This window comes from Pseudomonas sp. CFII64, from assembly GCF_000416235.1.
GTDB lineage: Bacteria > Pseudomonadota > Gammaproteobacteria > Pseudomonadales > Pseudomonadaceae > Aquipseudomonas.
Window position 1 is genome coordinate 131,124 of the sequence record NZ_ATLO01000027.1, and the last position, 25,461, is coordinate 156,584.

Genomic DNA, 25,461 nt, shown 5'->3' on the forward strand with positions numbered 1-25,461 from the left:
ATGTCCAATCTCTCCAATATCCTGCAACTGGGCATCAAGGAACTGCGCAGTCTGTATCACGATCCAGCGTTGCTGCTGCTCATCGTTTTTTCGTTCACCCTGGGTATCTATGCGGCGGCGACCAAGGTTCCCGAGTCACCCCATCGCGCCACCATGGGCGTGATCGACGAGGATCAGTCCCAGGCTTCGAACCGGATCATCAATGCGTTTCAGATGCCGTACTTTCTCAAGCCGGTGCCGATCGATTTCACCCAGATTGATCGGGGCATGGACGCCGGGATCTACACCTTCACCCTGAATATTCCGGCGCGCTTTCAGCAAGACTTGCTCGCCGGCCGCCAGCCAACCCTACAGGTCAACGTGGATGCGACCCAGATCAGCCAGGCGTTCACTGGAGCCGGTTACATACAGCAGATCATCGGCACAGAAGTCGCGGAGTTTCTCAAACACTATCGCAGCACCACGGTGGAGGAGGTCACCGCCGTGGTGCATATGGAATTCAACCCGAACCTGGTTTCCACCTGGTTCGGCGCCATTAACGAGGTGATCAACCAAATCACCATGCTGTCGATCATTCTCACCGGCGCCGCGCTGATTCGTGAGCGTGAGCACGGGACCATCGAGCACTTGCTGGTGATGCCCATTACACCGCTGGAGATCATGATCGCCAAGGTCTGGTCCATGGCGCTGGTGGTGTTGGCAGCGGCGGCACTGTCGATGTTTTTTGTCGTCGAGAAATGGCTGCAGGTGCCGCTGCATGGTTCTTTTTTGCTGTTTCTGGGTGGCGCGGCCCTGCATTTGTTCGCGACCACGTCCATCGGGATTTTCTATGGCACGCTGGCGCGATCAATGCCGCAGTTGGGGCTGCTGATCATCCTGACGTTGATCCCGCTGCAGATCCTCTCTGGTGGCGTGACACCCAGAGAGAGTATGCCCGTGGCGGTGCAGAACATCATGTTGGTGGCGCCGACCACACATTTCGTCGAGCTGAGCCAGGCAATTCTGTTTCGTGGGGCTTCGCTGTCGATCATCTGGCCGCAGCTGCTCGCGCTGCTGGTGATCGGCAGCGTGTTCTTTTTCGTCGCCCTGTCACGTTTGCGCAAATCACTGAATTAGCGGTCGGTTGGTGTTGCTGCCACCGGCTGTTCGTCGCCCGCTACCGGACCGATCCGGCCCAATCGGGCTGAGCCGTCTACGCTGCACCTTTGCCATGGCATTCGAAGCCTTTACAACGATCCTCTGGAGCCGTCATGTATACCTTCAATCCACTGCTCTCCAGCGCTGACCAAGCGCCCGCATCAACCCTCAATGCTTGCCCCGACAGTAGCGGCCCGCTGAGCGACGAGCTGCTGCAGCGAATGCACCGCTACTGGAATGCTGCCAATTACCTGTGCGTCGGCCAGATCTACCTCAAGGCCAACGCCCTGTTACGCGAACCGTTGACGGCCGAGCACATCAAACCTCGTCTGCTGGGGCATTGGGGTACTTCTGCGGGGCAGAACTTCATTTACGTGCACTTGAACCGGCTGATCAGCGAGCAGCATGTCGAGGTGGTGTACATCTCCGGGCCCGGTCACGGCGGGCCGACCCTCAACGCGTGCGCCTGGCTGGAAGGCACTTACAGTGACGTGCATGCCGACATCACCCCGGACGCCAACGGCATGCTCCGTTTCTTCCGCAGCTTCTCCACGCCCGGCGGGATTCCCAGCCATTGCGGCCCGCATACGCCCAACTCTTTACATGAAGGCGGCGAGCTGGGCTATTCGCTGGTCCACGCGTTTGGTGCGGCTTTCGATAACCCGGATCTGCTGGTGGCGTGCGTGATCGGCGACGGCGAGGCGGAGACCTGCCCGCTGGAAGGCAGCTGGAAAAGCATCCGCTTCCTCAATCCACTGCGCGACGGCGCGGTGTTGCCGATCCTGCATCTCAACGGCTACAAGATTTCCGGCCCGACGGTTGAGGCGCGTACCGACGACGCGGACTTGATCGCCTTGTATCAAGGGCGCGGTTACGAGCCGATCATCGTTGCCGGCGACGATTTGCCGGGCATGCATCAACGTTTTGCCGCTGCACTGGACAGTTGCTATGGGGATATTCGTGATATCCAGCAACGTGCCCGACAGTACGGCAACGTCGCCCGGGCGCGCTGGCCGATGATTATCCTGCGCAGCCCCAAAGGCTGGACTGGCCCGAAAGTCGTGGATGATCTGCCGGTCGAGGGCACCTTTCGCGCGCATCAGGTGCCGCTGGCCAATGTGATTCAGAACCCTGCGCACCTGGTACAGCTGGAAGCCTGGATGCGCAGTTATTCGCCGCAGACGCTTTTTGACGAGGAGGGCGCCCTGGTCCCGGAACTCAAGGCGCTGAATCCACCGCTGGCGCTGCGCATGGGTGCGGTGCCCCACGTCAATGGCGGACGGGTGTTGACCGCGCTGGACTTGCCGGATTTCGCCAACTACGGCCTGGAAGTGCCGGGGCCTGGTCAGGTGATTGCCGAAGCGCCGCGCAAACTCGGGGAATACCTGCGCGACGTGATTCGCGCCAACCCGGACAACTTCCGGGTGTTCGGGCCTGATGAAACCAATTCCAATCGACTCAACGCAGTCTTCGAAGCCACCAACCGCACTGCGGCAGGCCCGCTGCTGAGCATCGATGAACATATCGCCGCTGACGGCCGGGTGATGGAAGTGCTCAGCGAGCATTTATGTGAAGGCTGGCTGGAAGGCTATCTGCTGACCGGACGCCACGGCATGTGGTCGACCTATGAAGCGTTCGCCCAGGTGGTGGATTCCATGGTCACCCAGCACGCCAAATGGTTGCAGCAAAGCCGGGAGTTTCCATGGCGCCGGCCGCTGGCATCGCTCAACGTGTTGCTCACCAGCCACGCCTGGCGCAACGACCACAACGGTTTCAGTCACCAGTCCACCGGTTTTGTCGATAACGTCCTGCAACGCCGTTCGGATGTGGTGCGGATCTACTATCCACCGGATTCCAACTGCCTGGTCAATGTGTTCGACCACTGCCTGCGCAGTCGCAATTACGTGAACGTGGTGACGTGTGGCAAGCAGCCGGACTTTCAGTGGCTGGACTTCCAGGCGGCCCTCAAACATTGCTCCCAAGGCGCCTCGATCTGGAAGTTTGCCAGTAACGATGAGGGCCAGCCGGATGTGGTGCTGGGCTGCGCCGGGGACGTGCCGACCACCGAAGCCGTCGCCGCCGCCTGGTTACTGCAAAAGCATGTGCCGGGCATTCGCGTGCGCTTGGTCAACGTGGTGGATCTGGGCACGCTGAGCAGTCCGCAACAGCGGCCGCATGGCATGGATCATGTGTCCTTCGAGGCACTGTTCACCCGGGAAGCACCGGTAATGTTCGCCTTCCACGGCTCGACCTGGGTGATTCATTCCATGGTCCATGGCCGGGCTAACGAAGCGCGTTTTCACGTGCGTGGCTTTTCCGATCAAGGCACCACCACCACGCCATTCGACATGGTGGTGCTCAACAACATGAGCCGTTATCAACTGGCGCTGGATGCGCTGAGCCATGTACCGCGCCTGCGCCTGCAGAGCCAGGATGCGATCAGCTATTTTGAAGGCCAGCTGCGTGCGCATCACGCCTACATTCGCGAACATTTCGAGGACTTGCCGGAGATCCGCAACTGGCGCTGGACGGACGACTTCAGCGAGTCCGACAGCCCGCCGCCACTGGCCAAAGGGCATACCCGGGGGCAAACCTTCACTGATGCTTGATCCGGAGGATTTTCAATGCCGCACAGCACCTGGCACGATCCGAGCTTCGAAACGCTTCGCCAATTGGCTTTCGACCAGTCAATCCGCTGGTCAAGTCTGAACGATGACATCTGGCGCAGCCTGGACAACGCGTTATGGGAGCTGACCCATAATCCGTGCCTGGTGCTCAATGCAGTGTCCTCGCAGCGTATTGCCGTGCTGCTTGCGGAAAATCACTTTCATGGACGGGTCGCGCACATTGCCCGTGCGCATGCAGAGGTATTGGCCCGGTCTTCCTGGTTCGACGATCATAAACAGGCCAGTCATCTGGGCTGCGTGGCCTACTTTTCCATGGAGTACATGCTCAGCGAGGCGTTGCCGATTTATTCCGGCGGGCTGGGCAATGTGGCGGGGGATCAACTCAAGGCTGCGAGTGATCTGGGGGTGCCGGTGGTGGCGCTGGGCATGCTCTGGCAGCACGGGTATTTTCGTCAGGAAATCGGCCCGGATGGAGCGCAACAACCGCTGTATCCAGTCAATGACACTCGGCAACTGCCGGTCGAACCGCTGTTACGTCCTGATGGCAGTCTGTTGCGCCTGGCCTTCGAGTTGCCCGGTCTGACGGTATGGCTGCGGGGTTGGCGGGCGACAGTGGGCGGTAATCGATTGCTGCTGCTGGACAGCAATGACCCGGCCAATCCACCGCCGGTGCGCCTGATCACCAGCCAGCTGTATGGCGGCGATCTGGAGATGCGCCTGCGTCAGGAGATCGTTCTTGGCATTGGGGGCTGGCGCTTGCTGGAGGCTGCTGGCTACGTGCCGGACGTCCTGCATTTGAACGATGGACATGCCGCGTTCGCGGTACTGGAGCGGGTGCGCAGTTACATGCTGGCGCAACGCGTGAGTTTCGGCGTAGCCTTGACGGCCACTCGTGCCGGTAATCTGTTCACCACGCATACGCCGGTCAAGGCCGGTTTTGACTGCTTTCCCGCGCAACTCATCGACAAGTACCTGGAGCGTTATATCCAGCAGGAGCTGGACCAGCCTGTTTCGGCGATCCTTGCCCTGGGACGTCAAACCGCCGACGACGCACAGGAACCGTTCAATATGGCCTACCTGGCTGCCCGTTGCTGCGGTGCGATCAATGGGGTCAGCCAACTTCATGGCGCTACCAGTCGGCAGATCTTTCAGAATCTGTTTCCACGCTGGCCGACCCCTGCGGTACCCGTCGGCCATGTCACCAACGGCGTGCATCATCCAACCTGGATTTCCCGTGAATCGGAAGAATACTGGCAAGCGCTGCAGGGTGAACTGCTGCCTTGGCGGGGCTTCAGCGAGCCCCGTGTCGCTGATTTTTTCAAGCAGGTCGATGACGCACAACTCTGGGGCTTTCGCGGCCGGGCGCGCAGCTGGCTGATCCAGTTCGTGCGTACGCATCTGGCCCGCAGCGCGGCGGTGCACAGTGCGTCGCTGGCGGTGATCGAGTCCATCGGCAAGCTGTTCGATCCTGATGTTCTGACCCTGGGTTTTGCCCGACGCTTCGCCAGCTACAAACGCCCCAATCTGCTGCTGCAAGACCCGGATCGGCTGCTGCGTATTCTCAATCATTCCAGCCGTCCGGTGCAGTTGCTGATTGCGGGCAAGGCGCATCCGGCCGATCAGCAGGGTCAGCAGCTGATCGCTGCCTGGCAGGCCTTCATCGCCCGGCCAGACGTGCAGGGCCGGGTGGCGTTTCTTGATGACTATGACATGCGTGTGGCGCGCAATCTGGTGCAGGGGGTCGACGTGTGGGTCAACACGCCGCGCCGTCCGTGGGAGGCCAGCGGCACCAGCGGCATGAAAATCCTCGCCAATGGCGGGCTGAATCTTTCGCAACTGGATGGCTGGTGGGCCGAGGCTTGCACCGATGAAGTGGGCTGGGGCATCGGTGACGGTGCCGAGCACGACGAAACCCATGACCTTGTCGATGCAACGCAGCTCTATGAAGTGCTGGAGCAGCAGGTTGTTCCGGCGTTTTATGAGCGTGATGCGCAAGGATTGCCCAGGGACTGGATCAGGCGCATGCGGGCCAGCATGGGCAACCTGGCAACGCACTATTCAGCCGATCGGGCTGTGCGCGAATACACCGAGCGTTATTACCTGCCGGCCGCGATTGCCTACCGGGCGCGTTCTGCCCTGGACAATCGGCTGGCCATTCAGCTCAATGATGGTTGTGAACAGATGCACCGGCGTTGGTCGGGGATTCGCTTCCTGGAACAACAGGTGTCGCGTCAGCCCGGACGTTACCGGGTGACCTTGCAAATGGATCTGGCAGGGCTCTCGCCGGTTTTTTTGCGGGTGCAGCTGTATGCCGAAGGTATCAATGGCGCCCCGGCCAAGGCCTGGGATTTGCGCGTCGATCCTGCTGGCAGGCGCGATGGTGTGTACACCTACAGCGTAGAAGTCCCTGATGATCGCCCGGAGCAGGCGTACACCGCACGGGTGATCGCAGATGCCTCGGCGGGGTTGAATGTGCCTCTGGAAATGGGGTTGATCGCCTGGCAACGCTAACAAATCGGCAAGGCTGGCGAATCCCTGGCAATACCGGGTGTCTACTTCATGCCGCCACCTGTGCAGTGGTCTTGCACATCCACAGGGTTTCGAACACCTTGTGGCGTCGCGGCTCGAATTTATCTGCCAGGAGAATTTTTATGCGCGCTGCAACCATCGCCGGATTCATGCTGGCCGCCGCTTTGCCTTGTGGAGCAATGGCCGACACGCCGTCTTATGGCAAACAGCTGGAAGGGTTCAAATATCCATACGCGCTGAGTCAATTCGAATTCCAGTCTCAGGGTAAAAATCTGCAAATGGGCTACATGGACGTCGCCGCCAAAGGCAAGGCCAACGGACACACCGTGGTGCTGATGCACGGCAAGAATTTTTGCGGCGCGACCTGGGAAGACAGCATCAAGGCGCTGAGCGAGGCGGGCTATCGCGTGGTGGCGCCGGACCAGATCGGTTTCTGCACTTCAAGCAAACCGGAGCATTACCAGTACAGCTTCCAGCAATTGTCGATGAACACCCATGCCTTGCTGGCGAAACTGGGCATCGACAAGGCGGCCGTGGTCGGCCATTCGACCGGCGGGATGCTCGCCACGCGTTATGCATTGATGTACCCGCAGCAGACCGAAAAGCTGGTGCTGGTCAATCCAATTGGCCTGGAAGACTGGAAAGCGCTGGGGGTGCCGTATCGCAGCGTCGATCAATGGTATGAGCGTGAACTCAAGATCAGCGCCGACGGCATTCGCAAGTACGAACAGAGCACCTATTACGCCGGGCGCTGGAAACCTGAATTCGACAAGTGGGTGGACATGCTCGCCGGGCTGAACAAAGGGCCGGGCCATGAAGCGGTGGCGTGGAACTCGGCGCTGATCTACGACATGATTTTCACCCAGCCGGTGTTCTATGAATTCCCCAAACTTCAGGTGCCAACCTTGTTGATGATCGGTGACGCCGACACCACGGCGATTGGCAGTGACATTGCCGCGCCTGAGGTAAAAGCCAAAATCGGCAATTACAAAGTGCTGGGCAAACAGGTCGCGCAGATGATCCCCGGCGCAAAACTGCTGGAATTCCGCGGCATGGGCCACGCGCCGCAGATGGAAGAACCGGCGCAGTTCAACAAGGCGTTGATTGCGGATCTGGATGGTAAGCACTGATTGCGGCAAACACCGAAGCAGGTAGGACCGGACTTGTCCGGGAAGGCGTTATTGCGGCTCAGTCAACCGATACGCCTCCCGCGCGACGACCCATTCTTCATGGGTCGGCTCGACCACCACCTTGACCTTGCTGGCAGGCGTCGAGATGACTGGCGCGTTGGCCTGGTTGGCGGCTTCATCCAGTTCGACGCCCAGATAGTGCAGCCCCGCGCACATGCGTGCGCGAATCGCGGCGTTGTGTTCGCCGATGCCGGCAGTAAACACCAGCATGTCCAAACCGCCCAATGCCGCGACCAGGGCCCCGGCTTCGTGAATGAAGCGGCGCAGGTACAGCGCCAGCGCCATGGCCGCGCGAGGTTCATCGGCTTCAACGGCGAGCAGCGCGCGCGGGTCGCTGGAAATGCCGGAAACCCCCAGCAGTCCTGACTCGTGATACAGAATGTGGCTGACCTTTTCCAGGCTGAGCTTCCAGATTTCCATGAGGAAAATCACCGCGCCGGGGTCCATGGCGCCGCTGCGGGTGCCCATCATCAGGCCGTCCAGCGCGGAAAAACCCATGGTGGTGGCGACGCTTTTCAGATCGCGCATGCCGCACAGGCTGGCACCGCTGCCCAGATGCGCAACCAGCGTCCGGCCACGGGCCTGATCCCCATAGCGCTCGGCGAGGGCAATGGATTGGTAGCAATAGGAAAGCCCGTGAAATCCGTAGCGGCGCAGGCCGTTTTCCCAGGCCGACCAAGGCAGCGGCAGGATTTTTTCGACATCCGGCAAGGTCTGGTGGAAGGCCGTATCGAAACACACTACTTGCGTCAGATCCGGACGGGTTTGCAGCAGCGTTTCGATGGCTTCCAGGGCAAAGGGTTGATGCAGTGGCGCCAGCGGAATATAGCTTTTCAGATCGGCCAGCACTTGCGCGTCGATCAATACCGGGTTGGCGTATTTGATGCCGCCATGCACCACCCGATGGGCAATGGCTCGCAGGGTGCGGCCGCCCAACTGCGCCATGACCCGCTGGCGAATGTGCCCCAGGGCATCGTGGTACGGCTGATCCTTGTCCAGCGCCAAGGGTTGGTCCTGGCTGCCGTTCTCGCTGATCACCGGGTCTGGTCCAGTGATGCCCTCGACCTTGCCGCCCCACAGCGGGGTGCGGGCGGGTTGACCTGAGGCAGCATCGAACAGGGCAAACTTGATGCTCGACGAGCCGGCATTGAGGACCAGAATCACTGCATCGCTGGCGGGGTTGTTCATGGCGGGGTTACCCGATAGTGATGGGCGACCAGCGCGGCAATTGCGCACGAGGCGATGCGCGCTTCCCGTGAATCTGCGCGGCTGGTGAGGACAATCGGCACCTTGGCGCCAAGCACGATGCCCGCGCTGGCGGCACCGCCCAGGTACTCCAGCTGCTTGGCGAGCATGTTGCCGCTTTCCAGATCCGGCACCACCAGAATGTCCGCCTTGCCGGACACTGGCGACTCGATACCCTTGATCCGCGCTGCCGCGAGGGAGATAGCATTGTCGAACGCCAGCGGCCCGTCGAGCACCGCGCCGGTGATCTGGCCGCGATCCGCCATCTTGCACAGCGCAGCGGCATCCAGGGTTGCCGGCATGTTGGCGTTGACGGTTTCCACGGCGGCGAGGATGGCGACATGGGGATTACTGACGCCCAGAATGTGCGCCAGGTCGATGGCATTGCGCACGATGTCCACCTTGTCGGCCAGTGCCGGGACGATATTGATTGCCGCATCGGTAATGATGAACGGCCGGGGATAGAAGGGCGTCTGCATCACGAAACAGTGAGTGATACGGCGTTTGGTGCGCAGCTGCGCGGCGGATGGCACTACCGCCGACATCAATTCATCGGTGTGCAGGCTGCCTTTCATCAAGGCTTCGACCAGGCCATCGCGGGCCATTTCCGCACCCCGCACGGCGGCGGCATGGCTGTGGGGTACGTCTTCGATAGTGAGACCCGCAAGATCGTGATTGCCTTTGGCGGCCAAGGCCTGCAGCTTGTCCCGCGGGCCGATCAACACCGGCTCGATCAAGCCGGCATCCCGGGCATCGAGGGCGGCCTCGAAACTCACTTCATCGCACGGATGCACCACCGCAACACGAATCGGCTCCAGGGTCTGGCAGGCTTCCAGCAGGCGATTGAGCCCGTCGACGCTGTGCCGCAACTCAATGCCCGGCAGGCTGACCCGATGCACGTCGATGTGCTCACTGGCCGCATGCACCAGTGATTCGCCTTCAAGGACCACGACACCTTCCTGATTGATGCCGCTGCAAGCCAGCGTCAACAGATGCCGCGCTTCATCCCGTGCGGTTACGGTGACCGAAACAGTCAGCGTATCGCCGATGCGCACCGGGGCGAGAAACTTCAAGGTTTGCCCCAGCGACACCGAGCCTGGCCCCGGCAGTCGCGTGCCAATCAACGCGGAAATCAACGCGCCGCCCCACATGCCGTGAGCGAAAACCGTGTTGAAGTGGGTGGTCGCGGCGAAGTCCGGGTCGACATACAACGGGTTCACATCGCCCGAGACCAAAGCAAACAGCTGGATATCCTGAGCGGTAAGGGTGCGCTGCAAGGAGGCCGACTCGCCGAGCAAAATCTCGTCGAAGGCGCGGTTCTGGATACGTTGCAGATCGTTGGTCGGGATGGGCATGGAGCTGGTCATGGGCGTTGATCCTGAAAGTGCGTCGGCATGGAGGTGATGACGTTCAAGCGGGTACTGCGCGTGACTTGCCCTTGGGGCCGGTTTCAATCAGGAATATCGCCAGGATAATGGCCAGCACGATACCGCCCAGCAGCCACGCACCCGCTTGCTGGAACACCGGCAACGTCAGCGGATTGCCTGCCGCCAGGCGTGCCAGCAGATAGCCGAACACCGGCGTGAGCAAGGCGCTGAAGGTGAATACCAGAAAGTTGATGGCGCCGGTGGCGCTGCCTTTGACGTTGTCCGGGTTCACTTCCTTGATGATCGAATAAGGAATCATCGCCGCCCCCGAGCCGATGCCCAGCAGCAGGCCGAACAGGTACGGCGGAGCAATTCCGGCAGGCAGATAGACGATGGCCGCGCTGGCGATCAGCATCACTAGCGCGCCACCGATCAATACCGGTTTGCGTCGACCGAGCTGGTCGGAAATATAGCCCAGTAACGGGCAACCGATAACCCAGCCCAGCGGGATCATGCTGCTGCGATTCACTGCTTCGGTGTAGCCCACCGCCAGACCGTCGCGCAGGAACGGCACGCCCCAGATCATGTCGCCGATGGTGGTCGGCAAGAACAGTAGCCCGGCGGTAAACCCGCATAGATAGGACTGAGGATTGCTCAGAACTTTTTTGTACGGCGTGAATACCGAACCCAGAGAGTTTGTGCTGTCGGCGGGGCGAGGATCGTGGCCTTTGGGCGTCATGCACAGCACCAGAATCGCGATAAGCAACAGACAACCGGCGGCGATAAACCAGAATTGCTGCCACTCGATGGAGCCGTGAATGATCGGTGCCACGGCGAACTGCCCGGCAAACCCACCGAGCATGCCGAAGCATTGGGTGAAGCCGACTGCGGTCGCCAGATAGCGCGGCGGAAAACCGTGAGTTGCCAGGTACACCGCGCCGATGAAGGCGCATGCCGAACCCGCGCCCTGCAACAGCCGACCGACTTGCGCAACCTGCAACTCGCCCAAGCCGAACAATGCCGCACCAATGGCGACCAGCAGAATGCCGGCGGGGATCACGTACTTGGCCCCCAGCCGATCCAGCGCGGCACCGGCAATGATCGAGAAGATCGAATAGGTGTAGTAATAGAGCCCGACCAAAGCGCTGACGGCCACCACATCGCGGCCAAACGCCGAGGTCAGTTCCGGCATCATCACGCCGGGGGCCGAGCGCAAGGCGTATTGCACAAAGTAGAACAAGGCGCAAAACAGCCAGGCGACGATGAAACCGATATGCAGACGCTCGGTTTTAACCGGCAGAGTTCCTGATAGAGCAGGGGGCATCGCATTGGCCTTGAGCACGGAAGGAAGCCGCTAGCCTACGCTTTTCTCGTGACCGACATCTTGCGAAGGGTCAATGGATGGCGATGCCCCCTGTTGCCTGGGTCAGCCAGTGGGCGGCTTCAGGACAGTCGAACCTGTGAATCGGACGTGCTTGTGCTGGAGACTTCATAAGTGTACTGTCGTGTACACATATGAAGGAGTGCAGCGATGAAAACCGCTTCTAAAGCTCGTCTTGCCCACACACCCATCAAAGGTTGTATCGGCACCCATATTTTCAACGGCAAGCAAGACCTGCTTGGCGGTGAGTTTGCCGGTGAGATACGCGAGCTGCTGGAGCAGCGGGGCGTGCTGGTGTTTCCGGGTATCCAGTTCACGGATGCCGAGCAAATCGCCTTCACTCGAACCCTGGGTACCTTTGCCCCGGAAGCCAGCGATGGTCAGGGCATCACCAAGATCACCCTGGACGTGAAGGAAAATCCGGCGGGTGCGGAGTTTCTCAAGGGGTCGCTCTATTGGCATATCGACGGCACCCGAAACGAGTCACCCATCCTTGCTTCACTGTTGTCCTGCAAGGTGCCGGCGACCTGGGGCGGGAACACCGGTTTCTGCAATACCTACGCGGCCTATGAGGCGTTGTCCAATGCCGACAAGGAACGTTACGAGACGCTGCGTGTGGTTCACGCACCCTGGGCGTCGCTGCTTTATTACGATCCCGAACCCAGCCTGGCCAGGCTGACCGCGATGCAGGCGATTGGCGAAAAGGAACTGCCGCTGGTGTGGAAGCATCGGTCGGGTCGCAAGTCGCTGATCCTCGGCTGTACATCACAGCACGTGATTGGCGTCAGCCCTGCGCAAAGTGCGCAAATCATCATGGGTCTGCGCGAGTGGGCGACGTCCGAACCATTCAGCTATAGCCATCGCTGGCACGCGGGGGATCTGGTTATCTGGGACAACACGGGCACGATGCACCGCGCCGAAGCTTACGACCCGGCGTGCGGGCGCATGATGCACCGCACCAAACTCGAAGGCGAAGAACCTTTTGAGTGAGCCTGCACACATGCGGGCAGAGCTCTGAGTGCGGGTGGCCCCAAGTTTTCAACGTGGCAGTGCGCCCCGGAGAAACATGTCGACTGCTGCCGCAACCAGCTCGTCAATCTGCGCCAGGGTCATGGGTTTCGGATCCTGTTGAAACAAACGCTCATCAACTTCGGAAGTCAGCAGCGAGAGAAACTGCTTGGCGAGCACTCGCGGATTGCCTTTTCTCAGTACGCCATTGTCAACGGAGGCGGACATGAGCGTGGCCAGTGCGTCGATGCTTTGGCTCGGCCCTGATTCGTAGAACAGCGCACCAATGTCGGAACGGCCTGATTCGGCCAGAACCATCCGGTAAACCTTGATCGCGGTGGCGTCGTTGGTGACGATTTTCAGCATGTTGCGCCCGAATTGAAGGAGTGATTCCTCCAGACTGACGCTGACCCCGGGCGTTACAGCAACAGCAAGGTCGGCAACGGCGTTATACAAATGTGAGGTGGCATACATTTGTACCACGGCGATGAACAGGGCTTCCTTGGAGGAGAAGTAGCCGTAAAGCGTGGCTTTGGAACCCCCCAGGCGTATCGACACCTCTTTCATCGACGCGCCTTCGTATCCCAGCTCAAGGAAGACACCGGCAGCAGTTTCCACGATGGCAGTACGCCGGGTTTCAGTACGGACCTTCATTTTTTCTCCAAAAGCAGACCATGGTGTACATTTTAGTGTTGACGAGCGTCATTCGAAGCGCTAAAAGTATACACCTTGGTACGGTTTTGAACGATGGCAGTTTCATGCTGGATCAAGCAATGTCCGTCCACTGTTTCAGCAGCCCGCAGGCATTGTTTGTTTGATGTTATGGAAGTTGATGTTCAGTAAGCAGGGAAATAACTTTCCCTGGTGAGTTAATAGACTATCAACTGAAATTCAGTCGGTTCTCATGCAAGCCCAGTAACAGGGTGGCGTATTCGCACGCCCCTTATATAAGCCGTGATGGCGATACCGAGTGTCATAGACGAGAGGAAAGAGTATGGGCAGTCCAGAGCCAAAAGCAGGCATATTTCTATTGTTGGTATTGGCGATCGGAGGCTGCGCGACGCAAGAGCCTTTTCCTTATTCCGGAATTGAATCATCGCGGGAAATGCGCCTGAACCAGGAGGATAAGTCGGGACGTATTCCGTTCCAGTACACCAGTAAAGTGGACTGGAGCAGATACAAAAACGTCATGCTGGAGCCGGTGGTCATTTACTCCGGGGCGGACGGTCAGTTTGCAGACATGACCATCAACGATAAGAGAACGTTGGCCAATTTCATGACGACTGAGTTTTCCGAGGCGCTGGGACAACGCTTTCGCTTTGCCGCCAAGCCTGGGCCGGACACCCTCCGAATCCGTCTGACCCTGACCGGGGCCGAGACAACCACGCCCGTATTGGCGACCTTTTCCAGGTTCGACATCGGCATGGGCTCCTACAACCTGGTGCAGGCTGCGCGGGATCGCAAGGGCACATTTTCCGGTTCGGTCAGCTATGCGGTGGAAATCTATAACGCGTCCACCTCACGCCTGCTGGAGTCCTACGTGACGCGGCAATATCCGAGAACTTACGATATAAGCGCCACATTCGGTTCGTTGTCAGCGGCCAGGGCGGGTATATCCATCGGCGCTAAAAGTCTGGTCGACAGTTTCGGTTCTTATTGAACCTGGATAAGTAGCCGGCTTTATACATCATCTGAACAGGCCTCTTCGTCGACGGGTTGGCGATCAGCAGGATGATTGACGCCATTACTGATCGGAACCTGGCCCAGGTCATAAGGATTGACGCCTTCCAGGCAGCCGACGTTATAAGCGTACTGGTCCGGATTGGAGCGACGTTGATGATGGGTATAAATCCCGCAATTACCGCAGAAGTAATGTTTCGCGGTGCGGGTATTGAACTGGTAAAGCTTTAACTGACTTTGGCCCTGGACGATATGGATAGCCTCCTGCGGCACGGTCGCGACTATCGCGCCTCGGCGCCGGCACATCGAGCAGTCGCAGCGTCGGGGGTCGACGACGCCATCAGGCAGGTCAAGCTCCAGAACCACCGCGCCGCAGTGGCAAGAGGCGCGGTGTCTGGGCAGGATTGGAGTCGGACCGATTTTCTTGATCATGACTGTTGCTCCCATTGCGTTGGAAAGTGGACAGGGTAGCCGCTTACGCGTGATCACGCCCGATCACCAGACCAGCAACCAACCGATCAATGCGCTGGCGGCCACCACCAGCCACGGCGGCAGCTTCCAGTACATCAGGGCCAGCAAGGCCAACAGCGCCAGGGCAATATCCTGTAGACCCAAGATGGCGCCGGTCCATACCGGCTGATACAGCGCGGCCAGCAACAGGCCCACCACGGCGGCATTGATGCCGCTGAGGGCTGTCTGCATCCGCTGATTGCTTTGCAGCGCGCCCCAGAACGGCAGCGCGCCAAAAACCAGAAAAAAAGCTGGCGCAAAGATTGCCAGCAGACAAGTCAGGCCACCGCTGAAACCCGACGGCTGACCCTGCAGCGAGGCCCCGAGAAATGCAGCAAAGGTGAACAGCGGGCCCGGCATGGCCTGGGCTGCGCCGTAGCCGGCCAGAAACGCCTGATGGTCGACCCAGCCGGTTGGCACCACTTCCGCTTGCAAGAGTGGCAGGACCACATGTCCGCCACCGAACACCAGTGAGCCTGCGCGGTAGAAGGCATCCACCAACGCCAGCGTGCGCCAGGGCAGCAATCCAGCCAGTATCGGCAAGCCCGTCAGCAGGAGACCGAACAGCATTAGCCAGAGCAATCCGGCACCGCGGCTGATGCGTACCTCAAACGGCTGATGATTGTGCACTTCGCCAGGTTTGAGCAGCAGCACGCCCGCGATCCCGGCAAGGGCGATGACACCGATCTGCGTCCAGATGCCGGGCAGCAGCAGGGCGCCAGCAGCGGCGAGGAGCATCAACAGGAGGCGCGGCGCATCCGGGCACAGTGAGCGGCCCATGCTCCACACCGCTTGGGCGACCACCGCCACGGCCACTACCTTCAGGCCATGTAAGGCGCCGGGCGAGACAACATCGCCGACGCTGGACAAACCCATGGCAAACAGCATCAGCGCGAGAGCCGAGGGCAAGGTGAATCCGGTCCAGGCCGCCAGCGCACCTAAATAACCGCCACGGGACAGTCCCAGTGCAATCCCCACCTGGCTGCTCGCCGGCCCGGGCAAGAACTGACAAAGGGCGACCAGATCCGCATAGCCGCGCTCGGACAGCCATTGCCGACGAGTGACGAACTCGGCGCGAAAATAGCCGAGATGGGCGATGGGGCCGCCAAAGGAGGTGAGCCCCAGACGCAGGAAAATCAGAAAAATCTGCAGGGCGGTTTGCATGGGCTGTTGCGAATTGGCCATGGGCTGTTCTGGCGAAAGTCCTGAGAACTCAGTTTTCAGGACCTGAGCCGTGGTGGTCCGAAGCTTACGCGTGATCCGGATTTTTTTCGATGAGGCGCGCCGGCAGCATGCGCTTGAGGGTGTTGTCGCCGAGCCAGTAGTGGTGAAACAGGCCGGCTGCGGCGTGCAACCCGATCAGCCAATAACCGGCATTGCCCAGCAGTTCGTGCCACTCCTTCATCTGCTGCGCCATGGTCGGGTCGATGCTGATCGGGGCGGGCAGCATGAAGCCGAAATACGGCACCGGTTTACCCTGAGCACTCAGCATCAACCAGGCGAAAACCGGCGTGGCGATCATCAGGCCATACAGTGCCAGATGCATCAGGTGTGACACGCCGGTTTGCCAGCGTGGCGGGCGCGGCGCAATGGCCGGAACAGGCCTGATACGCCCGAGCAGACGGATCCAGACCATAGCGAAGATAGCCAGTCCGAACAAGGCGTGCAGGCCCAGCGAGAGCCCCCTGGCCGCACTGCCTCGGGGCAGCAGGCCCTTGAGCTCGATGCAGACGTAGACGCCGACAAATAGAAACAGCATGAGCCAGTGCATCGCAATCGAGAGCGTTGCATAGCGTTGTGGCGCGTTGGTTGAGTTCATGTGGGACCTCGTGATGGCAAGTTCGATAGCGGATCGGGCGACTCTGCCGGTCCTGGCTTAAGGCAGTCTGAAGAAAACCCGGAATTCAGAAAAAAACGCACCTCGCTCACCTTCAGATTCCGTTAAGAATCGCCGTCGATACTTCCCCCCACTTACTCAAGGGGGGAGCGCCCTATGTCAGGTTTCGACTGGAACATTCACTTGCCACTGCGGTTCGGCACTGCCGGGACACCCGGTCTGGAACTGACGCGTTCGCTGTCCGGCGATGCGTCGCGCCACGATCTGGAAACCTTCATTCATGAGTGTTTCCACCAGGCTTATGGCGCCCGGATCCGCCACTTCATGCCTGAACTGTTCGGCCTCAGTGATCGCAACGGCAGTCTTTGTGCCGTTTCCGGGGTACGCCGGGCCGCTACGGGTCCGTTGTTCCTTGAACATTACCTGGATGAGCCGATCGAGCAGCTTGTTTTGGCGCGTGCAGGGCGGCCGGTGGATCGTGAGGGGATCGTCGAAGTCGGCAATCTGGCCGCCAGCAACCTGGGCAGCGCACGACTGAGCATCATCACCGTAACCTGGTTGTTAGCCATGGGTGGCTTTGAGTGGGTGGCCTTCACCGGCAACTCCAGTCTGGTCAACAGTTTCAACCGGCTGGGTCTGCGTCCGGTCACGCTTTGTCCGGCGGACCCGCTGCGGCTGGGCGATGATCGCCATGCGTGGGGTCGCTATTACGAAACGCAACCCAGCGTGCACGTTGGCGATATCCGCGCGGGGTTCATCCACCTGAGCAAGATGGGGTTGTTTGAACGATTCGGCTTGCCCCTGACGCTGGAGCAAACCTGCAATGTCGCCTGAGCTGAATGCGTTCAAGACCCGTCTGCGTAACTACGCCTCGACGCAACCGCAGAAAGTGGCGCTGTGGGGTGACGATCTGAGTCTGAACTACGCCGCCTTGTATACCGAAATCGAGTTTCGCCAACAATTGTTGCGCGCTTCGGAGATCAAGACCATTGGCCTGGCCCTGGACAACGGTCCGCAGGCGCTGCTTTGGGATCTGGCGGTCCTGTTCGAAGGTTTGACCTGTGTCACGCTGCCGCCGTTTTTCAGTGCAGCGCAACGTTTGCATTGCTTGCAGCAAAGCCGGGTCGGACTGGTGATTGCCGATGAAGCGTTGGCGCCTGAAATGACTGGCGCCGGGTACAAACGCTCAGGGGAGTTCTGGTTCCATGTGCAACCGCAGACCCATGCCATGCCCCAAGGCACGGCGAAACTCACGTTCACCTCCGGCACCACCGGCACGCCAAAAGGCGTGTGCCTGAGTGCCGAAAGTGTGCTGGCGGTCGCCAGGCAGTTGCATGACGCGAGCCTCGATGCTGCGCCTTCGCACCATCTGGCCATTCTTCCCCTGGCGATCCTGCTGGAAAACGTAGGTTGTTATGCAGCGCTGTATGCCGGCGCGACCCTGAGCCTGCCCAGCCAGGCCACCCTGGGCATCCAGGGCGCCAGCGGCGTTGACGTGCCACGCATGCTCGAATGCCTGCAGCGACGGCGCCCTGAAAGCCTGATTCTGGTTCCGCAACTGTTGCTGATGCTGGTCAGCGCCTGCGAGATGGGTGCCTTCGATGCGTCAATGCTGCGCTTTGCCGCCGTTGGCGGGGCAAGGGTCGGCAGTGAATTGTTGGTGCGGGCCCAGCGTGTCGGCCTGGCGGTTTTTGAAGGTTATGGTCTTTCGGAGTGCGCCTCCGTCGTGGCCTTGAATCGGCCCGGCGCACAACGTCTGGGCAGCGTTGGCAAACCATTGCCCCATATTCAAGTGCGTCTGGCCGACGACGGCGAGGTGCTGATTGGCGGATCGTCCATGTTGGGGTATCTCGGCGATTCAACGCCTGTACCGGCGTGGTGGCCCAGCGGTGACCTGGGCCAGTTCGACGCCGAGGGGTATCTCTACCTCAAGGGCCGCAAGAAGCATCAATTCGTGACCAGTTTTGGCCGCAACGTCAATCCGGAATGGGTCGAGGCCGAACTTACCCAGAACAACCGGATCGCCCAGGCGTTCGTGTATGGCGAGGCGTCGCCGCGCAATCATGCGCTGCTCTGGCCGGTCAGTGCGGACTGCACCGATGGGCAGCTTGCCGAGGCTGTCGATCACGCCAATCAAGCGTTGCCCGATTACGCCAGGGTCCACGACTGGACCCGGCTCGAGCAGCCATTCAGCACCGCCAACGGCATGGCCACCGCCAATGGCCGTCCGCGCCGGGAAGCCATTCTCGAACGCTATGGGCATTTGTTCTCTTCATCCATTCAACGCGAGGAATCCCCATCATGAGTTTTTTCGACACGCTTCAGCAGGCGACCCGTCAGGAGCGCGACACGTTGTTCAACCTGCCGGTGATTCGCAAAGCCCTGACGGGCGACGTCAGCCTGGAACGCTACCAGGCATTTCTCACCCAGGCCTATTACCACGTGCGGCACACCGTGCCGCTGATGATGGCCTGTGGTGCGCGCTTGCCTCAGCGGCTGGAATGGCTGCGGGCAGCGGTGTGTGAATACATCGACGACGAGTACGGGCATGAAAAATGGATTCTCGATGACATCGCAGCGTGCGGTGGCAACGCCGATGCCGTCAGCGTCGGCCAGCCGCAATTGCCTATCGAGCTGATGGTTGCCTACCTCTACGACCTGATAGCCCGGGACAATCCGGTCGGCCTGTTTGGCATGGTCAACGTGTTGGAAGGCACCAGCATTGCGCTGGCGACCCATGCCGCCGGCAGCATCCGTGATCAGCTGCAGTTGCCGGAAACGGCTTTCAGCTATCTCAGTTCCCATGGCAGCCTGGATATCGGGCACATGCAAACCTATCGCCGACTGATGGATCAACTGGACGACCCGGCTGATCAGGCTGCCGTCATCCATGCCTCAAAAGTCGTCTACCGACTGTACACCGACATGTTCCGCGAGCTGCCGGGAGCAGAGGTTGCAGCAGCTTTCGAGGATGCAGCGCATGCGTCTCTCTGAGGCCAGGGTCGTACTGACAGGGGCCAGCGGCGGGATCGGACTCGCCATTGCCGAGGCACTGTGTGCCAGCGGCAGCGAAGTGCTTGGGGTTTCCCGGCACAAGGAACCGTTGCTGCCGCTGCTGGAGCAATACCCCCATTTACTGCGTTGGATCGAGGCGGATCTGACCACGGAGGAGGGACGCCAGCACGTGGTGACGTCCGCGCGGACGCTGCACGGCGTCAATCTGCTCATCAATGCGGCGGGGACCAACCACTTCGCCATGCTTGAGCAGTTGGATGAAAGCGCGATCAGCTCGATGCTGGCCGTCAATGTGCACGCGCCGATTCGCTTGACTCAGATGCTGCTGCCACTGCTCAACAACGCCAGCAGCGCAACCGTGGTCAATGTGGGATCGACATACGGATCAATTGGCTATGCCGGCTATGCCACTTATTGCGCCAGCAAATTCGCGTTGCGCGGGTTCACCGAGGCGTTGCGCCGGGAGCTGGCAGACACACGGATCAGCGTGCTTTACGTCGCCCCTCGCGCCACCCGGACCTCAATGAACAGCGGTGCCGCGCAAGCCTTGAACGATGCGCTCAACGCCAATGTCGATGATCCCGGCCAGGTCGCCCAGGCGGTGGTGCATGCCATTGCCGGCGATCGTCGCGAACTGTATCTGGGCTGGCCGGAGCGGTTTTTCATCGGACTCAACAGCCTCCTGCCCAGCCTCGTCGACCGAGGTCTACGCAAGCATCTGCCGCTGATTCGACGTCTCAGTCACGTTCCTGCCAACGAGAAAACCAAACCATGAAAACGATCATCATCGGCCTTGCTTGCGGCATGCTGAGCCTGCCGCTGTGGGCACTGGACGCTCCCGACCAGCAACGTCTGAGCGCCATCCAGCAGGAATGGGCGCACGTGCAATACGAAGTTCCCGCGCCACAGCGACCTGACGCTTTTGAAAAGCTCGCCGTGCAAACGTCGTCCTTTGTGCAAGCCCGTCCCCAGGCGGCCGAAGCCTGGATCTGGTCGGGGATCGTCACCAGCAGTTGGGCGGGGGCACAGGGCGGTCTGGGGGCGCTGAGCAAGGTCAAGCAAGCCAAGGCTGATCTGGAAAAATCCCTGTCTCTGGACCCTAAAGCGCTGCAAGGATCAGCCTATATCAGCCTGGCGGCACTTTATGATCGGGTGCCGGGATGGCCTCTCGGGTTTGGTGATGCCGACAAAGCCGGGCAATTGCTGGAACAGGGCCTGAAGCTCAATCCGGATGGAATCGATCCACTGTATTTTTGGGGTGACCATTTGTACCGACAAGGCCACTATGCTCAGGCTAGGGATGCGCTAAACAAAGCGCTACAGGCTGCGCCACGTCCCGGCCGGGAAAAGGCCGATGCAGGCCGACGTCAGGAAATAGGGCAGTTGCTGGCTGATGTCGCAAAGAAACTTAAATAAACCGGAGCCTCCATGCGTTTGCTGCTCATTGAAGACGATGTCGCGTTGGGGGAAGGGATTCATCAGGCCTTGAGCCGTGAAGGCTACACCGTCGATTGGCTCAAGGATGGCGCCAGCGCCCTGCATTCACTGCTCAGCGAAAGCTTCGATCTGGCGATCCTCGATCTGGGCCTGCCCAAACTTGACGGCCTGGAAGTCCTGCGCCGTTTGCGACAGAGCGGCTCAGGCCTGCCGGTGCTGATCCTCACCGCGCGTGATGCGACCGAAGACCGTATCGCCGGACTCGATGCCGGCGCTGACGATTACTTGATCAAACCCTTCGACCTGTCTGAGCTGAAGGCGCGTCTGCGGGCATTGTTGCGACGCAGCGCGGGCAGGGCGCGGGCGTTGATCGAACACGCGGGCATCACGCTGGACCCCGGTACACAACAGGTGACCTATCACGATCAGGCGGTATTGCTGACGCCCAAGGAATACCAGTTGCTGCATGAATTGTTGTCACCGCCAGGCCGGGTGCTGACGCGTGATCGTCTGATACAACTGTTGTATGGCTGGAACGAAGAGGCCGAGAGCAACACCCTGGAAGTGCATATCCATCACCTGCGCAAAAAGTTTTCCAGCGATCTGATCCGCACTATTCGCGGCGTTGGTTATCTGGTGGAGGAACAGCGTTGAACTCGATACGGCGGCGTACCCTGACGCTGATCATCGGCTTGCTTTTGGTGGGCTTGCTGATCCTCAGTGTGTTCAATGTGCACGACAGCAACCATGAGATTGCCGAGGTGTACGACGCGCAATTGGCCCAGAACGCACGGCTGTTGCAGGGCGTGATGCGGATGCCCCTGGCCCGCACCGAACAAAGTCAGCTGTATCAAGCCTTCAATACGGCGCTGGGACAGGCTGAGCCCAGGGTTGATGGCCATCCCTACGAAAGCAAGATTGCCTTTCAGGTGTGGGACCACGCCGGCAAGTTGCTGGTGCATACCGCCAGCGCCCCGACCTTCGTTCAAGTGCCGCAGACAGCGGGCTTCAGCGCTGTGACCGATCAAGCCGGTCACGGCTGGCGAGCGTTCGTGCTCGACGACAGCCAGAACGGCATGCGGATCTGGGTTGGCGAGCGGGACGATGTGCGCACCGATCTGGTCCACCGGATCGTGCGGCACACCCTGGGCCCGAATCTGATCGGCAGTCTGTTGCTGGTCGCGGTGATCTGGCTGGCGATTGGCTGGGGACTTAAACCTCTGGCTGATCTGGCCAAGACCTTGCGCGCCCGCCACCCAGGTTCCCTTGAGCCGCTGCGACTGGCACCGCTGCCCAGCGAGCTGGAGCCGATGCAGGCAGCATTGAACCGCTTGCTCGGCCAGATCCAGGACGTCTTGCACCGTGAACGCCGGTTTATCGCCGACGCCGCCCACGAAATGCGTACGCCGCTGGCGGTGCTCCGGGTCCATGCGCAAAACGTTCTGGAAGCGCGCAACGAGGAGCAGCGTCAAGAATCCCTGGGTTATCTGATCATTGGTGTGGATCGCACGACCCGACTGGTGAATCAATTGTTGACCATTGCGCGCCTGGAACCCCAGGCCAGCGCTGCGCCCATGGCGTCCATCGATCTGGTGGAGACTGTGCGCGAAAGCCTGGTGCAATTGACGCACTGGGTGCTGAGTCGAGGGCTGGAGTTGTCATTTGATCCCAGTGAAGAGTCACATTTCGTTCAGACCGATCCAGGACTGATCAACATCGCGCTGCATAACCTGGTGACCAACGCGGTGAACTTTTCACCCGAGGGCGGCCAGGTCAGGATTGGATTGCGGTTCGATGACCGGACGTTTTCGCTCAGCGTCGAGGATCAAGGTCCTGGCATCGATGAAGCGGAGCGTGAACGTTTGTTCGAGCGGTTCTACAGTCGGGGCAACGATCAGGGCGTCGGTCTGGGGCTGACCATTGTACAAACCATTGCCCAGCGTCTGGGTGGGCAGATTCGCCTGGAAAACCTGCCGACAGGCGGCTTGCGTGCGGTGTTGCAGGCCCCGGCCAATTGATCAGCGCTTCTGCAGCCAGCCCAGGAAGCTGCCCTTTTTGATCGCCGCCGGTTTTTCGGTCAATAGCGACTGGCTGCTGTGTTGGCGAACCGCCTGCAGCTTTTTCAAGGCGTTCCTGATTTGCCCTTCCTGCTCCATGATTTCCCGCGCTACGGCTTTGTCGATGCGGTAAACCACGCACGAGGTGAGCGCGGTGAAGCGTGCCTCGGACGGCGTATCGTTGAGCACGCCCTGTTCGCCCATCACTTCACTGGGCCCCATGCGCCCGGCCTCGATGGAATTACGGCCATCGGATACCGTTGCCGAAACGACGCCAGTGGCGATCACCAACAGGCTGTCAGTCACTTCGTTTTCTTCCAGGATCACCTGTCCTGCGGCGTATTCCCGTGACGACATATGCTGTGCCAGATGGTTTTTCTCTTCGCTGTTCAACGCGCGCAACACCTTGACTTCATCGAGCAGCGTGCGCGCCCGGGATGCCGGTTCAACGGTCACATCCGATTGCCAAGCGATGCCCGCCGCTTCCAGATGACGATAGGCCAGGTCGAACAGCAGGTTGCGCACATCGGCCTTTTTATCCAGATTCTTGATGAAACCGGTGAGGGTGTATTCGATGGTGGTCGGACTGGCTTCTTTCACCGTGGCCCGGGCCTTGGGAAAGGGCAGCAGGGCGCTGCTGCCCTGCAATGCACGGTCCAGGGCATCCAGTACGCGACGCGGGCGGATATGCGGCGAAACCATGATGTTGATCGATACGCCAAACATATCCTTGGGACGGCTGAGGTTGACGATCTTGGCCTTGGCCGCCACCGAGTTGGGGATAACGGCGGTGCTGCCGGTGCCTGTCAGCAGATGCGTGGCGCGCCAGTCGATGTCGATGACTTTGCCTTCGACGCCGTCGATGCTGATCGAATCGTCTACCTGATAGGGTTTGGTGGTGTTGAGGACGATGCCGGAAAACACATCGCTCAAGGTGCTTTGCAGGGCGAGGCCGACGATGATCGCCATGGCGCCGGAGGTGGCGAGCAGGCCTTTGACGGGGAGTTGCAGCACGTAACCTGCGGCGGCAACGATGCCGATCAGGAAAATCACTGCGCCGATCACTTCCTGCAACAATCGCCCGCTGTGGCCGATGCGTTGCATCAGCAGCAGGCCCAGCACTTCGGTCAGGGTTCGCGAGGCGAAAATCCACCAGATGATTTCCAGCGCAGTCGCTGCCAGATGGCGGGCGCTGTCGTCTTCCCAAGGCGCGGTGTCCAGTGGGCTCAGGCCGGCGCTGATAATCACCGCGCTGTACAGCAGGAACAAGCCCAGCCGTGCCGCGACTTTCGCCAGTCGGTGCTGATACGGCACCGCGTGCCAGCTTGCCAGGTCGGCGAGGATCAGGAAGACGCTGCACGCCAGCGGGTAGGTTTGAATGAAGACGAGCATGGGCGAGTTCCTGGGTGGGAGAGATGACCGTGATGGCCAGATTAATGCTGTGCAGGAGTGTGATAAAGCTGGTAGAAAGTGTTTGACTGTCAACCGATGAGCGACAATGAATCCATTCGAAGACATGCGGATCTTTACCCAGGTAATGGAATCCGGGAGTTTCACGGCGGCCGCCGATCAATTGGGGCTGTCCAAACAGTTTGTCAGTCGGCGTCTGATGCAGCTCGAAGAGCGGCTCGGCGTGCGCCTGCTCAATCGCTCCACACGACGGCTGGACGTCACGCCGTTGGGGCAGGCTTATTACGAATCGGCGCTGCGGCTGCTGGCCGACGTGGAGCAGGCCGAACAAAGCATCGCCGGGCAGAACAACCAGCCGCGCGGCACCATTCGCCTTACCGCGCCGTTGTCCTTTGCCATTGAGCATCTGGGCCGCCTGCTGCCGGTGTTTCTCGAACGCTACCCGGAAGTCGCGGTCGAGGTGGACCTCAGTGACCGCGCCGTGGATTTGCTCGGCGAAGGCTATGACCTGGCGCTGCGCATCGGCGTACTGGAAGATTCGACCTTGATCGGTCGACATATCGCGCATATCGAACGCGTGTACTGCTGCAGCCCGGACTATCTGCAGCGGCGCGGCGAACCGACCGAGCCGGAAGCGTTGAAAGGTCATGACTGCCTGCCTTATGGCCATAGCCGTCAGGTGCAATGGCGATTCGAGCGTCTGGGCAAACCTGTTGCCGTGAGCCTGTGCGGGCGGATGCGCGCCAATAATGGCGAGCTTTTGCGTGATGCAGCAATTGCTGGCCTGGGCATTACCTACCTGCCGCTGTTCATTGTCGGCGCGGCGCTGGAAGACGGCCGGCTGGTCCGGGTTCTGGATGACTTTCGCACGCCACCGTTGGCCTTGTCGGCGGTGTACCCGCAGCATCGCCAGGGCGCGCGGCCCGTGCAGGCGCTGATCGATTTCCTCAAGGAAGCGTTGGCTGAATGCCCGGCGTTGAGTCGCTGAGTGATAAACCGCGGAAGCGATTTCATTCGCGAGGAGGTCGGGA

The 25,461-nt window shown here is 60.2% G+C and carries 22 protein-coding genes; 14 read left to right on the forward strand and 8 right to left on the reverse strand.

Going from position 1 to position 25,461, the window contains the following annotated elements:
* The 4 genes from CFII64_RS12820 to CFII64_RS12835 all read left to right on the forward strand — a co-directional run bounded on the left by CFII64_RS12820 (position 1) and on the right by CFII64_RS12835 (position 7,423).
* Positions 1-1,116, forward strand: coding sequence for an ABC transporter permease (locus CFII64_RS12820; RefSeq protein ID WP_020291206.1), 1,116 nt, complete (start codon positions 1-3; stop codon positions 1,114-1,116).
* Between the two features lie 134 nt (positions 1,117-1,250).
* Complete coding sequence (locus CFII64_RS12825; RefSeq protein WP_020291207.1) at positions 1,251-3,746, forward strand: phosphoketolase; 2,496 nt, start codon at positions 1,251-1,253, stop codon at positions 3,744-3,746.
* A 15-nt stretch (positions 3,747-3,761) separates the two neighbouring features.
* Positions 3,762-6,275: an alpha-glucan family phosphorylase gene (gene glgP / locus CFII64_RS12830; RefSeq protein WP_020291208.1), complete on the forward strand. Its 2,514-nt coding sequence runs from the start codon at positions 3,762-3,764 to the stop codon at positions 6,273-6,275.
* 140 nt (positions 6,276-6,415) lie between these two features.
* Positions 6,416-7,423: an alpha/beta fold hydrolase gene (locus tag CFII64_RS12835; RefSeq protein ID WP_020291209.1), complete on the forward strand. Its 1,008-nt coding sequence runs from the start codon at positions 6,416-6,418 to the stop codon at positions 7,421-7,423.
* 48 nt (positions 7,424-7,471) lie between these two features.
* Here CFII64_RS12835 and CFII64_RS12840 read toward each other — a convergent pair whose 3' ends face one another.
* The 3 genes from CFII64_RS12840 to CFII64_RS12850 are packed head-to-tail and all read right to left on the reverse strand — an operon-like array spanning position 7,472 to position 11,419.
* The gene (locus CFII64_RS12840) at positions 7,472-8,671 is read right to left on the reverse strand and encodes an acetate/propionate family kinase (protein ID WP_020291210.1); all 1,200 of its coding nucleotides are present in this window, start codon (positions 8,669-8,671) and stop codon (positions 7,472-7,474) included.
* Positions 8,668-10,095, reverse strand: a complete 1,428-nt coding sequence (locus CFII64_RS12845) for a bifunctional enoyl-CoA hydratase/phosphate acetyltransferase (protein WP_020291211.1) — start codon at positions 10,093-10,095, stop codon at positions 8,668-8,670. Before CFII64_RS12845 ends, CFII64_RS12840 begins: the two co-directional genes overlap by 4 nt.
* 43 nt (positions 10,096-10,138) lie before the next feature.
* The gene (locus CFII64_RS12850; protein WP_052026621.1) at positions 10,139-11,419 is read right to left on the reverse strand and encodes an MFS transporter; all 1,281 of its coding nucleotides are present in this window, start codon (positions 11,417-11,419) and stop codon (positions 10,139-10,141) included.
* Positions 11,420-11,626: 207 nt separating this feature from the next.
* Here CFII64_RS12850 and CFII64_RS12855 point away from each other — a divergent pair, with 207 nt between their 5' ends.
* Positions 11,627-12,466 carry a TauD/TfdA family dioxygenase gene (locus CFII64_RS12855; RefSeq protein ID WP_020291213.1) on the forward strand — a complete coding sequence of 280 codons (840 nt, stop codon included), beginning with the start codon at positions 11,627-11,629 and terminating at the stop codon, positions 12,464-12,466.
* A 48-nt stretch (positions 12,467-12,514) separates the two neighbouring features.
* Here the strand turns inward: CFII64_RS12855 and CFII64_RS12860 are convergent, their stop codons facing one another.
* Positions 12,515-13,138 (reverse strand): TetR/AcrR family transcriptional regulator, encoded by a 624-nt coding sequence (locus CFII64_RS12860; protein ID WP_020291214.1) that lies wholly within the window; start codon positions 13,136-13,138, stop codon positions 12,515-12,517.
* Between the two features lie 340 nt (positions 13,139-13,478).
* Between CFII64_RS12860 and CFII64_RS12865 the strand changes: the two genes are divergently transcribed.
* Positions 13,479-14,144, forward strand: a complete 666-nt coding sequence (locus CFII64_RS12865) for a DUF3313 domain-containing protein (protein WP_020291215.1) — start codon at positions 13,479-13,481, stop codon at positions 14,142-14,144.
* 20 nt (positions 14,145-14,164) lie between these two features.
* On the opposite strand, the gene CFII64_RS12870 is transcribed toward CFII64_RS12865, so the two are convergent.
* The 3 genes from CFII64_RS12870 to CFII64_RS12880 all read right to left on the reverse strand — a co-directional run bounded on the left by CFII64_RS12870 (position 14,165) and on the right by CFII64_RS12880 (position 16,493).
* Positions 14,165-14,596, reverse strand: a complete 432-nt coding sequence (locus tag CFII64_RS12870) for a GFA family protein (protein WP_020291216.1) — start codon at positions 14,594-14,596, stop codon at positions 14,165-14,167.
* 63 nt (positions 14,597-14,659) lie between these two features.
* On the reverse strand, positions 14,660-15,859 hold the full coding sequence (gene chrA / locus CFII64_RS12875) for a chromate efflux transporter (protein WP_020291217.1): 1,200 nt from the start codon (positions 15,857-15,859) through the stop codon (positions 14,660-14,662).
* Positions 15,860-15,923: 64 nt separating this feature from the next.
* Positions 15,924-16,493, reverse strand: a complete 570-nt coding sequence (locus tag CFII64_RS12880) for a cytochrome b (protein ID WP_020291218.1) — start codon at positions 16,491-16,493, stop codon at positions 15,924-15,926.
* Between the two features lie 174 nt (positions 16,494-16,667).
* Between CFII64_RS12880 and CFII64_RS12885 the strand changes: the two genes are divergently transcribed.
* Genes CFII64_RS12885 through CFII64_RS12915 form a run of 7 tightly spaced genes read left to right on the forward strand, consistent with a single transcriptional unit; the run spans position 16,668 to position 22,981 of the window.
* Positions 16,668-17,345 (forward strand): thermostable hemolysin, encoded by a 678-nt coding sequence (locus tag CFII64_RS12885; RefSeq protein WP_020291219.1) that lies wholly within the window; start codon positions 16,668-16,670, stop codon positions 17,343-17,345.
* Positions 17,335-18,816 (forward strand): AMP-binding protein, encoded by a 1,482-nt coding sequence (locus CFII64_RS12890; RefSeq protein WP_020291220.1) that lies wholly within the window; start codon positions 17,335-17,337, stop codon positions 18,814-18,816. The genes CFII64_RS12885 and CFII64_RS12890 overlap by 11 nt, the downstream gene beginning before the upstream one ends.
* Positions 18,813-19,505 carry a TenA family transcriptional regulator gene (locus CFII64_RS12895; RefSeq protein ID WP_020291221.1) on the forward strand — a complete coding sequence of 231 codons (693 nt, stop codon included), beginning with the start codon at positions 18,813-18,815 and terminating at the stop codon, positions 19,503-19,505. The genes CFII64_RS12890 and CFII64_RS12895 overlap by 4 nt, the downstream gene beginning before the upstream one ends.
* On the forward strand, positions 19,492-20,301 hold the full coding sequence (locus tag CFII64_RS12900; protein WP_020291222.1) for an SDR family oxidoreductase: 810 nt from the start codon (positions 19,492-19,494) through the stop codon (positions 20,299-20,301). The genes CFII64_RS12895 and CFII64_RS12900 overlap by 14 nt, the downstream gene beginning before the upstream one ends.
* A complete protein-coding gene (locus tag CFII64_RS12905; RefSeq protein WP_020291223.1) occupies positions 20,298-20,942 on the forward strand; it encodes a tetratricopeptide repeat protein in 645 nt (214 codons plus the stop codon). Before CFII64_RS12900 ends, CFII64_RS12905 begins: the two co-directional genes overlap by 4 nt.
* A gap of 12 nt (positions 20,943-20,954) precedes the next feature.
* On the forward strand, positions 20,955-21,617 hold the full coding sequence (locus CFII64_RS12910; RefSeq protein WP_020291224.1) for a response regulator: 663 nt from the start codon (positions 20,955-20,957) through the stop codon (positions 21,615-21,617).
* Positions 21,614-22,981 (forward strand): ATP-binding protein, encoded by a 1,368-nt coding sequence (locus tag CFII64_RS12915; RefSeq protein WP_020291225.1) that lies wholly within the window; start codon positions 21,614-21,616, stop codon positions 22,979-22,981. The genes CFII64_RS12910 and CFII64_RS12915 overlap by 4 nt, the downstream gene beginning before the upstream one ends.
* Here the strand turns inward: CFII64_RS12915 and CFII64_RS12920 are convergent, their stop codons facing one another.
* Positions 22,982-24,412: a mechanosensitive ion channel family protein gene (locus tag CFII64_RS12920; protein ID WP_020291226.1), complete on the reverse strand. Its 1,431-nt coding sequence runs from the start codon at positions 24,410-24,412 to the stop codon at positions 22,982-22,984.
* A 106-nt stretch (positions 24,413-24,518) separates the two neighbouring features.
* On the opposite strand from CFII64_RS12920, the gene CFII64_RS12925 reads away from it, so the two are divergent.
* Entirely contained in the window at positions 24,519-25,418 is a 900-nt protein-coding gene (locus CFII64_RS12925) for a LysR family transcriptional regulator (RefSeq protein ID WP_020291227.1), read from the forward strand.
* Positions 25,419-25,461 lie beyond the last annotated feature (43 nt).